19 protein-coding genes are annotated in these 11,284 nt (G+C 31.6%); 18 read left to right on the top strand and 1 reads right to left on the bottom strand.

The genetic code is table 11. The features are described from left to right. Positions 1 to 201 precede the first annotated feature (201 nt). Positions 202 to 771 (top strand): YopX family protein, encoded by a 570-nt coding sequence (locus tag H8718_RS18790; protein ID WP_249334494.1) that lies wholly within the window; start codon positions 202 to 204, stop codon positions 769 to 771. Positions 772 to 793: 22 nt separating this feature from the next. Here H8718_RS18790 and H8718_RS18795 read toward each other — a convergent pair whose 3' ends face one another. Beyond that, a complete protein-coding gene (locus H8718_RS18795; RefSeq protein ID WP_249334496.1) occupies positions 794 to 1,021 on the bottom strand; it encodes a PF20097 family protein in 228 nt (75 codons plus the stop codon). A 105-nt stretch (positions 1,022 to 1,126) separates the two neighbouring features. On the opposite strand from H8718_RS18795, the gene H8718_RS18800 reads away from it, so the two are divergent. The 17 genes from H8718_RS18800 to H8718_RS18880 all read left to right on the top strand — a co-directional run bounded on the left by H8718_RS18800 (position 1,127) and on the right by H8718_RS18880 (position 11,169). Next, positions 1,127 to 1,318 carry a hypothetical protein gene (locus tag H8718_RS18800; protein ID WP_249334498.1) on the top strand — a complete coding sequence of 64 codons (192 nt, stop codon included), beginning with the start codon at positions 1,127 to 1,129 and terminating at the stop codon, positions 1,316 to 1,318. 101 nt (positions 1,319 to 1,419) lie between these two features. After that, a complete protein-coding gene (locus H8718_RS18805) occupies positions 1,420 to 1,752 on the top strand; it encodes a hypothetical protein (protein WP_249334499.1) in 333 nt (110 codons plus the stop codon). 33 nt (positions 1,753 to 1,785) lie between these two features. Then, positions 1,786 to 1,941, top strand: coding sequence for a hypothetical protein (locus H8718_RS18810; RefSeq protein ID WP_249334500.1), 156 nt, complete (start codon positions 1,786 to 1,788; stop codon positions 1,939 to 1,941). A gap of 33 nt (positions 1,942 to 1,974) precedes the next feature. Next, positions 1,975 to 2,304 carry a hypothetical protein gene (locus H8718_RS18815; protein ID WP_249334502.1) on the top strand — a complete coding sequence of 110 codons (330 nt, stop codon included), beginning with the start codon at positions 1,975 to 1,977 and terminating at the stop codon, positions 2,302 to 2,304. Between the two features lie 55 nt (positions 2,305 to 2,359). Continuing rightward, positions 2,360 to 2,572, top strand: a complete 213-nt coding sequence (locus H8718_RS18820) for a hypothetical protein (RefSeq protein WP_249334503.1) — start codon at positions 2,360 to 2,362, stop codon at positions 2,570 to 2,572. A 55-nt stretch (positions 2,573 to 2,627) separates the two neighbouring features. Beyond that, positions 2,628 to 2,828 (top strand): hypothetical protein, encoded by a 201-nt coding sequence (locus H8718_RS18825; RefSeq protein ID WP_249334505.1) that lies wholly within the window; start codon positions 2,628 to 2,630, stop codon positions 2,826 to 2,828. An 18-nt stretch (positions 2,829 to 2,846) separates the two neighbouring features. Then, positions 2,847 to 3,005 carry a hypothetical protein gene (locus tag H8718_RS18830; protein ID WP_249334506.1) on the top strand — a complete coding sequence of 53 codons (159 nt, stop codon included), beginning with the start codon at positions 2,847 to 2,849 and terminating at the stop codon, positions 3,003 to 3,005. A 74-nt stretch (positions 3,006 to 3,079) separates the two neighbouring features. Continuing rightward, the gene (locus H8718_RS18835; RefSeq protein ID WP_249334507.1) at positions 3,080 to 3,322 is read left to right on the top strand and encodes a winged helix-turn-helix domain-containing protein; all 243 of its coding nucleotides are present in this window, start codon (positions 3,080 to 3,082) and stop codon (positions 3,320 to 3,322) included. Then, a complete protein-coding gene (locus H8718_RS18840) occupies positions 3,319 to 4,350 on the top strand; it encodes an FtsZ/tubulin family protein (RefSeq protein ID WP_249334509.1) in 1,032 nt (343 codons plus the stop codon). Before H8718_RS18835 ends, H8718_RS18840 begins: the two co-directional genes overlap by 4 nt. 105 nt (positions 4,351 to 4,455) lie before the next feature. Then, on the top strand, positions 4,456 to 4,968 hold the full coding sequence (locus tag H8718_RS18845; protein ID WP_249334511.1) for an RNA polymerase sigma factor: 513 nt from the start codon (positions 4,456 to 4,458) through the stop codon (positions 4,966 to 4,968). Between the two features lie 100 nt (positions 4,969 to 5,068). Next, entirely contained in the window at positions 5,069 to 6,052 is a 984-nt protein-coding gene (locus H8718_RS18850) for a DUF5677 domain-containing protein (protein WP_249334512.1), read from the top strand. A gap of 435 nt (positions 6,053 to 6,487) precedes the next feature. Then, the gene (locus H8718_RS18855) at positions 6,488 to 7,105 is read left to right on the top strand and encodes a tyrosine-type recombinase/integrase (RefSeq protein ID WP_330597784.1); all 618 of its coding nucleotides are present in this window, start codon (positions 6,488 to 6,490) and stop codon (positions 7,103 to 7,105) included. A gap of 299 nt (positions 7,106 to 7,404) precedes the next feature. Next, positions 7,405 to 7,899: a helix-turn-helix domain-containing protein gene (locus tag H8718_RS18860; RefSeq protein ID WP_249334515.1), complete on the top strand. Its 495-nt coding sequence runs from the start codon at positions 7,405 to 7,407 to the stop codon at positions 7,897 to 7,899. 3 nt (positions 7,900 to 7,902) lie between these two features. Further along, positions 7,903 to 8,295: an HNH endonuclease gene (locus tag H8718_RS18865; RefSeq protein ID WP_249334517.1), complete on the top strand. Its 393-nt coding sequence runs from the start codon at positions 7,903 to 7,905 to the stop codon at positions 8,293 to 8,295. A gap of 82 nt (positions 8,296 to 8,377) precedes the next feature. Next, positions 8,378 to 8,830 carry a P27 family phage terminase small subunit gene (locus tag H8718_RS18870; RefSeq protein WP_249334519.1) on the top strand — a complete coding sequence of 151 codons (453 nt, stop codon included), beginning with the start codon at positions 8,378 to 8,380 and terminating at the stop codon, positions 8,828 to 8,830. Next, positions 8,823 to 10,493: a terminase TerL endonuclease subunit gene (locus H8718_RS18875; RefSeq protein ID WP_249334521.1), complete on the top strand. Its 1,671-nt coding sequence runs from the start codon at positions 8,823 to 8,825 to the stop codon at positions 10,491 to 10,493. The genes H8718_RS18870 and H8718_RS18875 overlap by 8 nt, the downstream gene beginning before the upstream one ends. A gap of 16 nt (positions 10,494 to 10,509) precedes the next feature. Then, on the top strand, positions 10,510 to 11,169 hold the full coding sequence (locus H8718_RS18880) for a phage portal protein (protein ID WP_249334523.1): 660 nt from the start codon (positions 10,510 to 10,512) through the stop codon (positions 11,167 to 11,169). Positions 11,170 to 11,284 lie beyond the last annotated feature (115 nt).

Genomic DNA, 11,284 nt, shown 5'->3' on the forward strand with positions numbered 1-11,284 from the left:
TAATACTTAATAGCAGAAGCAATGCACAAACTTATTGCAGATATATTAACAATAGATCAAGAACATAGGGTAGTAAAAAAGTATGTTAATGGAGCAATAGAGATTAGATAAAAATAATTATTGATTCGGTGGACATGAACGTAGTGTTCCACCGATTTACCCAAAAGAGTTAAATTTGTCAACTAAGAGAGGATGAAGCAAGTGAGAGCAATTAAGTTTAGAGCATGGGACGCTAAATATAAGTACATGAACTACAAAGTTATGGTAGGAATGTATGGAGACAACGTAATGGATGACGAGAACTATACAGCATGTTCGATGTGGATTGAGCCAAAGAAAGTTGATTATAAATGCGAGCCACATTGGGGAAATTTTGAGCCGTATCATAAAGATATTTTATTAATGCAATACACGGGTCTTAAAGACAACAATGGTAAAGAAATCTATGAAGGAGACATCGTAGAAGCTCAATGTATTGGTGGAAGAGATTTTAAAGGTGTGGTTAAGTTCTATGACTGCGAGTTTGTTATAGATAACGGAGAAGATGCTATTCCTTTATTTGATAAAGTGGACCTAAGAATTGTGATGGGGAATATTTACGAGAACCCAGAGTTGCTAGAGGTGCTGAATGACATAAGAAGGCAAGAGATTATAAAAGGACTTGAGGACTTAAAGGACCATTGTGAAGACATGTGTGGCGAGGAAGGAGATCAATGGGCGAAAGATGTTCAGATATTAAATGAAGCTATATGCTTAATTGGCAAAATCTAAGTTTTTTAGGTTAAGAAAAAAATCACTTTGTATTATCGACGTTAATAATTATTTTTTGGCAATCAGGACAATAAAATGCATCTATTACTGCCGGTGCTAACATAAAATATTTAGCTAAAACAATACTGTTTGGACTTTTTGCCCAGCGAGTAGCACCTTTTGGAGATTCACCATCTGGTGTCCAAGATAACAAATTATCTGCTTGTATAGTCCCAAGTCTCATAACACTATTACAGTATGGGCATTTCATAATAAATTCTCCTTTGTATATAAAGTATAAATAATCTTTATTTAGAGATTAACACGGGAAAATAAAATATTCAACTAAACAAATAATTTTTTGGAGAGTGATAGAATGGAAGAATTACTAAAGTTTGTAGAAAAAGAAATAGATAGGGTTAAAAGAATGAAACTTTATACCATAGATGAAGATGGTGAAGAAATTGAATGTTATGACGGCGAATGTATTTTTCATGATGGTGAAGTAAATGGTATGTATTTAGCTTATAACAATGTTAAAGCAGCAATACACCAATTAATAAAATAGTTCTTTGGGAAGGTGAAAACATGAAAGTTATTGATATAGCAAAATTTAATAGAGCGTCAATGGCAACTCAATATACGTTACTAAAGTGGTGGCAACCAAAAATGATGGATTTATACGTTCCGTTAGACGGAGATCCTACCTTGATTTATAGAAGTAGTCAACTTGACGCAGTTAGAGAACTAAAAGGCGATGCAAATACACCATTACTAACAGCAGGACAGTTGATAGAGTTTATACGAGAGTTTGCACAAATGAATATCTATACAGTAGATGAAAGATGGTGTATTCAGTTACTAAATTTAGAAGATGCAGTAAATGACATAGATGTATCGCCTATATGGGAAAATCATTCAAATACATTGATAGATGTATTGTTTATGGCAGTAGAATACATTTGTGATTATAGAATACCAGAATTAAATGATATGCAATAAAATAGTTTTTTGGTTACAAGAAAGGGTGAGAAGATGCAAAAGGTAAAAACGTTAAGTAATGTAGACACAATTGGATTGGCAACATATTTAATTGATTTTATAAAAGAAGGCAATCTTGTAGAACAAGTAATAAATACAGGTGATGGGTATGTAATTATTTATCATACGGTACCAGTTGTTAGTTTTTAGTAAATAAAATTAGTTTTTGAGGAGGCAAATAAAGTGACAGAGCGTAAAGTATATGATTTGAAGAAAATGACAGGCTCCGAAATAAAAAAGGTGATTGAGTCAGTTCCTAAGATAGAGCCTATAACAGGGTTAGAAAGATGTGATAGCTATATGTTTGAAGAAGGCCCAGTCTATTTAACTAATCCAGCGTATGATGCATATACAGTTCCAGTTTATGACCCAGAGTGGAAAGAGTTCTTATGGACAAGGATAGACATGGATGATGATTTTAGAAAAGAAGAAGAAACATTATGTGAGTTAGATGATTTAAGAGATCGTGAAGACTTTGAAGAAATAAAGAAGTTATATGGTGTTATTGAATAAAAAATGTTTTTGACCATGTCGCCGATATGGGAGATATGGTCCAGGAGGTGATAAGGTGGAACTTTGGATTGAGTCACAGAAAAAAGTAACATCACAATATTACAGTTACAAAACAAAAAAAGAGCGAGATGCGCATATTGAGCAGATGGAATCAGAAGGGTGGGAATGCGTTAATCAGACAACAGGAGTAAAAGGGAATAGCATTATTGAAGCTGAATTTGAGTTGGTTGAAGAAATTAGGTATAAAGATTTCACAGATGAGCAATAAAAAAATGTTTTTAAACGTTTTGCCGACCTTGGCAAAATGATAGGAGGTGTGAAGCTTGAGTATAGAAAGAAAAGATATAAAGGTACGTGTTTATAGAGAGCTTTATGATGAAAGTGACCCGTTGAAGATTAGAGAAAGTATTGTCAGTGTAAAACATATACCAACGGGAATTATTTCAGTAAAAAGGAATATGATACAAATTGTTGCATTTTATGAGGCATTAAAAGATATAGAAAATAAACTCAATAAAAATTGATTTTGGGAGGAGAAGAGCATGACAGATGAAATTAAATGGGAATGTCCAAGATGTGAGAAGATCAATACATCTGAATGGGCTAATGCAATGGTAGAGTATGAGAGGTGTGAGCATTGTAATACTCTATGTGATGTTCAAATTACAGTAGTGTTGGAAGGTGTAGAAGTCATCGAGTGAAATCTTGTGAAACTATATGAAATGATGTGAAATATTATGAAACATAATAAAATCATATGAAATGATGTGAAACAATGGATAAATTAGATTATGCAATACTTAATGTATTACAAGAAAATCAGTGCTTTAGAAAGATACAAGCCATAACAAGAAATGACATTATGAATGTACTTGAAATAAAAAAAGTAACATTACATAGAAGAGTAAACCAGTTAGTGCTAAGTGGGTACATTGCTAAAGGATTACATGAAGGGCGAGAACATACTTATTACATAACTGATATAGGATTAAAGTTATTAGAGGAGGAATTAGGATGAATAACAAAATTGGATTTATTGCAGTTGGACAAGCAGGTGGAAATATTGGAAGTAAGTTAGAGGCAGTTGGATATGATGTTCTTTTCTTAAATACCTCAGATGAGGACCTATCAACACTTGAAACTAAGTTCAAGTATCACATTAAGGGTGGAGAAGGATGCAATAAAGATAGAAATAAAGCAAAGGAGCTTGTTATAGAGGACTTTGAAAACATTGCAAAAGAGATTGAAGATAAGGTTAATAAAGATTTTATCTATGTAATTTTTAGTAGTGGTGGAGGAACTGGTTCAGGAGCATCGCCAATGTTAATAGACTTGCTTATTCAGCATATGGAAAAGGCAGTAGGTGCAATAACTATTATTCCAGGAGAAAACGAACCATTAAAGACACATATTAATGCATACGAATGTTTTAGAGAATTAGAAGAGGTAGATGGAATAGCAAGCACAATTGTCCTAGATAATAATGCTTGTGAAAATAAATTAAGTATTAATAAAGATTTTGTTGAACTCTTACAAGGAATGCTTGATATGCCAAATCATAAAGATGTTAAAGGTAATATTGATAAAGCAGAGGTAATGGAAATGTTAAGTTCAAGAGGAATGTTAACAATTACAAAGGTTGATAAGGAGCAAACAAACTTAGCAAATATAGTAGCGGGAATTAAGTCAAATATATATGCTCCTATTGAGGGGGACCAAGTTATTAAGTATGTTGGTTTATTAGCTGCTAAATGTGTAGATATTTCAGAGTTAAAGAAAGAAGTAGGAAATTACATAGATGCATTTCAAGGATATGGGGAAGAAACGATTTGTGTATTAGCAGGGTTAAGCTTGCCGTTTACAAGGCTAGAGCAAATTAAGAATAGAGTGATTGAAAATCAAGAATCAATTAAGAGAAACTTACAGGCTACCAGTGAGACAAGACTTAAAAGTGATATTAATTTTCTTGATGGATTTACACCTCAAATGAAAAAACCAAAAGTAGGGGGAGCTGCTGATATATTTGCTAAGTACAAAAAGAAATAATTGAATAAGGACCAGCACACTTGGATTAAATTTTAATAGTTTAGTCCAAGTGTTTTGGTGCTTATTCAAGCAAACAAATGAAAGTTTGATATTGGAGGGATTAGGATGAAAAATAAATATTTACAAGAGACAATAGAGTGTTTGGAAAACTATAAAGAGTACAGAGCAAAATTAGAATCAAAAAAAGAGTTTCTAAAGAAATTAAAAAGTGAAAGAGAGCATAATGATAGAGAAGTTGGTATAAAAAGTAGTACATATGATGAGGTGCCTGCAAAAACAAATAAAGTAACTTCTATAGTAGAGAAAATAGCGATTAAAAATATTCAAATGGAATTAGATTTGGAAGAGGAAATAGATTCATTGCAATTTTATTTAAAGCGTATTGATTTAAGTTTGCTGGATATTAAGAAAGAGTGGAGAGATGTTTTAGAGTTAAAACATATAGAGGGTTATACTTGGGATTATGTAACAAGAAAAATGGGGTTAAGTGAGTCAACATGCAGGAGGTATGGTGAAAAGGGTATTAAGGCACTAGCAGATAAAATAAAAGGAGATGAAAGTTATATAGATTTACCTTTATTTAAGTATATTTATATTGATAAAGTAGAGCAGGCATAAGTCTGCTTTTTTTATTACCTAAATACTGATTTTATAAGTTAAGTATGATAAAATTTAAAAGATATTTTATAGGTTTATAAATTAGAATTTAGGGGGTACTATGCAGAATTCGTATTTAAAAATATTTGATAATTTGTTCTTTAATGTAGAAGATTACGATGATGTAAAAGAAATTATTGAACAAGCAAGCTATGTGTTGGATTCAGTTATTACCAGATTTGGAGAAGTCGAAAATGAAATGATAATAGGAACTTCAAGAAAAGATGATTTTGTTGATACTGTTATTGTTTTATTTATAAGAAAAATCATGGAACAACTGGATGCCATCAATGTTTTATATTCTGTAAGTTTATTTGAACCAGCACAGATTATACTACGCTCTCTGATAGAGAACATAGTTGGGTTGGAGTTTATATTAAAAGATCATACGCAAAAAAGAGCAGCAGCCTATTATCTGGAACATCATTACCAGGAATTAGATAAAGGTAAAATTTATTTTAATGCAGAATCTGAATATGGAAAGCTAATTATTGCTACAAAAGGGAAAGATGAGTTTTACAAAAACTGTGAAAAACTAGAAAAGAAAAAGCAAGCATTAAACCGATTAATAAAGTCAAAAACAGTTTTTCAAGAAACGGATGTAGCTAGAAAAAAGAAGTTATATGCCAAAAAGAAACAGAGTAAAAATAAGAAAAAGGTATATATTCAGTGGTACGAAGTATGCAGCAATATAACAAGCATCTATGGTTTAATGAAAGAAATTGGTTATGAAAAATATTATGATGGTATTTATGGAGGATTATCATTTGAATCACATGGATTGAATGCCGCAATGGGTATGAGTGCAGATGAAAATGGACTTTCGTTGAAATGGATTCGCGACCCGGAAGGAGGAAGAACCACATTTGAACTTGCATGCAGTTTTTCCATTGGAGCATTACAGAAGATATATCAGTATCTGGGAGATGGAAAAAGTGAAATAGCTGAATTTAAAGACTTTTATGTAGATTTTGTAGAGAAACGTGACATAGCAGGTAATAATCTTGATAGGATACGAAGGACTTCTAGCAGTGAACCTGAATAATTGGAAGATGTGTAGTAACCTGATTGCAATTATAGGTTATGAAGAATAATACAAATTCCAGCTTGGCCAAACAAGTAACTGTTTTCTTAATAATAAAAATATCATTTGAGGTAAGTCGTGATGACTTATCTCTTATTTTTTTATCAAAAGCATGAACAGATGCTGAACAGGTAGTGAACAGATGATGGTGGATTTTGAACAGGAAAGAACAGATGTTGAACAGCCATTGAACAGATATCCATGTTAATATGTTAATGGGTGAACGAAAGAAATCATCCTAAACATTGAGTTCATCCTAATTCCCCCTAAAGAAATATTAAAACGATAGGGCAACCTATCAAATATCCGTTTTAAATACATCTAGTTAAGTGCTAGGTGTATTTTTATTATTATTTATAGAAAGGATGTGAGGGCATAGGAAGAAGAACTGAACCAATAGATAATGAAAGACAACTATTTAGGTTGTTAGATTACTTAGAAGAAAATGACATAATGGTGTATGTTATATCTTCTATTATGCTCTACACAGCCTTTAGAATAGGTGATGTTTTACAGTTAACAGTAAGAGATGTAAGAGGTGATACCCTTATAATTGAAGAGGGTAAAACAAAGTATCTTAGTCGATTACATAAAAAAGATCTAAAAGAACGCAAGAAAAGACCAAGGCAACCAAAGCCGCCAAGAGAGATAGATATACACCCAGATTTAAAAAGAATACTTAAAGAGTATACATATGGTAAGTCAAATAGTGAATATTTATTTCCTAGTCCTAGAGATAGAAATGTCCCTATATCTTATTCACAAGCAAATAGAAGGCTTAAAAAAGCTGGTGCTGCTGTAGGAATATATGATATGGCAACACATGTTCTTAGAAAGACTAGCATTACTATGGTTTATGAAAAAGATAATGATTTAGCAGAAGCACAAAATTATGCAGGACATGTATCACCTACTGAAACAGCTAAGTATTTAGGACTTAATAAGGTACTTAGAAAGCGTTCTATTAAGAAGATGGATAACTTAACAGAAAAGAGAAAGAAAAATCGCATTTAATAGGAAGGGATTTTTTAAATGCATCATTTTCAGTTATGAGATGCAATTAGTAATTTAGAAAGTATAAAAAGTTAAATAAATCAAAGGTTAGACAAGGTTTTAGTAAATGCAAGAGACCTTAGTCATAACGTGCATTTTAAAATATAAAAAAATAACGTTCAAAGCATTGATAAATAAAGGATTTGAGAAGATTTAGGGTGAAAAATAAAAAAATGACATCTAAATCTTTTTTTGTGCAATATTTTTTAAAACGAATAGCGTCTCAACTTAAAAACGCTATAAAAATGGGAGGTGAAAAGGTGGCAGATTCAGCAGAAGAAAGAGTGATGCAAAACCTTAAAACCATTGAGGAATGGGCATTACAGGGGATGAGTCAAAAAGAAATGGCTGAACTACTTGGCATTGGAGAATCCACATTTAGGAAGATAAAAAAGCAAAATGTAGCGCTTTTAGCGGTTTTGAAACAATGCGCTAATACTCGTAAGAAGATTATGGAGGAGCAGGTGAAATCTGTTGAGGTATCTTTATTTCAACGCGCCAAAGGTTATGACCGTATAGAGAAGGTGCCGATCAAAGTTAAAGAAGAATATTACAATAAAGATGGTAAGAAGTGCAGTATCGAAAGAGTAGAGATAGTAGAGAAGGTCATTCATATACCAGCAGATGTTCAAGCGGCTAAGTTTGTCTTAACCAATAAGGCTAAGAAGGAATGGCTAGACAATCCTCATAAAGTAGAAAATGATAAAGAGAATTTAAAACTTAAGAAGCAGGAGCTTCAGAACAAGGGGTTCTAAATAATGTTAAAGAGTTGCAAATACTGTGGAAGAATACATGATAGCAAATTAGATTGTGGAAAGAAGCCGTCTGGATATAAGCGAACTAGTTATAAAGATAAGTTTAGATGGACAAGTTTATGGAAGAATAAACGTGATGAAATTAAGCGCAGAGATAGAAGAATGTGTCAAGTGTGCATTAGGGAGCTGTACGCATATGGAGCACGTAAATATAACTTTCAAGACATACAAGTACATCACATAGATAGCTTAGAAGAAAATTATTCTAGAAGATTAGATAATGAAAATCTGATTGCAATATGTTCTCATCATCATGAGATGGCAGAACAAGGAGAGATTCCTAAACAAGTATTATTTGATATAGTGAGGGAACAGGAGTACCCCCCTACTTCATAAAGACAAAAATTTTATAGGATTTTTCCACCGACAGACGCCCTCTGTACACAAAAAATTCCCTAAATGAAGAGAGGTGATTGATTTGGCCAGACCAGCAAAAAATATAAATGTGAGTTCAAAACATTTTACAAATGAAGAAAAGAAGAGAAGGATAGAGGTAGAAAATAAAATAAAAGGGGATAGTGATAAAATTTATCCACCTGATTACTTAACTCAAAATCAAATTGAAATATTCAATTATATTGTATATGAATTGAAAGAAAGTGAGTTACTTGGTAATTTGGATATTTACATCTTAACTACATGTGCAATAGCTATTGATAGATTGCAAGAAATTGAAAAGCGTATTAATGCTGATTTTAGCAAAGTGGCCAATAGTACATTAAGAGCTGCAAAAGCTGAGTATAGTAAAGATTTTTATAGGTGCTGCAACGAATTATCTTTATCCCCTCAATCTAGAGCTAAACTTGCAAATATTAATCAAAATAAAAAAGAAGATGATCCATTGTTACAGGCGTTGAGAGAAGATGATTAAAGAAAGTAAAGCCTATCAATATGCTAAGTGGTGTATAGAAGAGGATAATCAGTATGTAGGAATATATGTAAAGAAACAAGCTAGTTCGTGGATTAATATTGTTGATGGGTTAGATGAAGAGGCATATGTAGATGAGAAATTCTACAAAAAGCTTTGTAAATTACTTAAAATCATCAATCACCCAGATTTGATGTGTAGTATGTATGAGGGTATGGAAGATTATGCTTGGTTTTTAATTATTGCAGTATTTTGTACAAGACTAAAAGGTGATGGTAGAAGATATTATGAAACAGCATTATTAGAAATATGCCGTAAAAATTTTAAAACTTTTTATTCAGCTGTGATTTTTTTAATTGGTATGTTAACAGAACCACAATTCAGTAGATTTTTTAGTGTGGCACCTGATTTTAAGTTATCGAATGAGTTAAGACTTGCACTTAGAAAGATTGTTAAAGCAAGTCCAGCTCTTGATAAATACTTTAAAATTAATAGGGATATGATTAGTTGTAAGATGACAGAAATCGAATATACACCTCTGGCATATTCTAATGATCGTATGGATGGTAAACTTGCTAACATATTTTTAGCAGATGAAGCAGGAGCTATGGATGACTATCCAGTAGAAGCAATGCGGTCATCACAAATTACACTAAAAAATAAGTTAGGAATTATTATTAGTACGCAATATCCAAATGATAATAATGTAATGCTTGATGAAATAGACCATGCCAAAAAGGTTTTAGATAGAATAGCAGATAACAAGAGATATTTTAGTTTGCTTTATGAGCCGAATATAGAACTTGTTAAAGAATGGGAAAACAACGATTTAGTTATTTATCAATCTAATCCTGTTTCATATAACAATCCAGATATATTTCAATCTATAAAAGATAAACGGGAGATGGCTATATTATATGAAAATAAACGTGAAAATTATTTATGCAAACATAACAATATTAAATATAAAGGATTAGGTGTAGAAGGGTATATTGAAATTACTAAGGTAAAGGAATGCAGAATAGAAGAAAACTTAGAATTTTGGAGAGGTAAAAAAGTCTATTGTGGGCTGGATCTTTCACAAAGTGATGATAATACATCATTTGCCATGACTTGTGAAGATGATGATTTTATCTATGCTAAAGTATGGGGGTTTATTCCAAAGGATAGAATAGAACACAAGTCTAAAAAAGAATCAGTAGATTATAAAAAGCTAATAGAAGAAGGTGCTTGTTTTGAATGTGGTGATGAAGTTATAGATTATAGTTTTGTAGAAAGGTTCATTTTAAACCTAGAAAATGAATACGGTGTAGAAATAATACAGTTAGGTTATGATCGATATAATGCAATAAGTACTGTTAAAAAACTAGAAAATGAAGCTATAGAGTGCGTAGAAATTAAGCAGCATTCAAGTGTACTTCATAGCCCAACAAAATGGCTTAAAGAGTTAATTTTACAAAAACAGTTTAAATATGAATCTAATAGATTGTTAGAAATCAATTTCCAAAATGCTAGATGTACAGAGGATACCAATTTAAATAAATATGTTAATAAAAAGAAAAGTGCAGATAAGGTAGATATGGTTGTATCACTTATTAATGCACTTTATTTATTAGAGCAGGAAAGGTTATATGGAAATGGTGGATTTATCTGCCAAGTTATTTAGAAAGGAGGTGATTAAATTGAAGTGGTTTAAGCGCAATGAAATTAGAGAGGCAGAAGGGGAAGTTATCATTGATGATCCAGTACTTAAAGCCCTAATAGAAAAAGATGATATAGATAAAGAAAAAGCATTAAATATCCCTAGTGTATATGGATGTGTAGAAGCCATTACAAATACTATTGCAAGTATGCCTATTAAATTATATATAGAGTCTGAAAACGAGACTAAGGAAATTAAAGATGACTATAGGCTTAAATTATTGAATGATGAAACAGGAGATTTATTAGATGCATACCAAGCAAAAAAAGCAATGTTAAGAGATTATTTGTTAGATGGAAATGGATATATGTATATCAATAAATTAGGAAATAAAGTCGAGTCATTACACTATATAGAGTCACAGTGTGTAAATGCGACTTCAAATAATGATCCTATATTTAAAAAGATAGATATTAGAGTAATGGGTGTACCATACAGAGATTTTAATTTTGTTGCACTGACAAGAAATACAGTAGATGGGTTTACAGGGAATGGAATTATTAATGAAAATCAACTTATTTTATCTGTAGCATATAATTCTTTAAAATACGAAAATGTATTGGTTAAAACAGGTGGTAACAAAAAAGGATTTCTAAAATCAAAAAATAAATTGACCCAAGAAATTATTGATAATCTGTAAGCGATTAATTAGAATGTGTCCAAAAATAAAAATCGTACAATTAGAGTTGGAGCATTTCACTCTAGTTGTACGATTTATTATTTGCAGTTATTTTGAATCTCTGGTGCCCAAGGCA

The sequence above is a fragment of the Zhenhengia yiwuensis genome (assembly GCF_014384995.1).
GTDB classification, from domain to species: Bacteria; Bacillota; Clostridia; order Lachnospirales; family Cellulosilyticaceae; genus Zhenhengia; species Zhenhengia yiwuensis.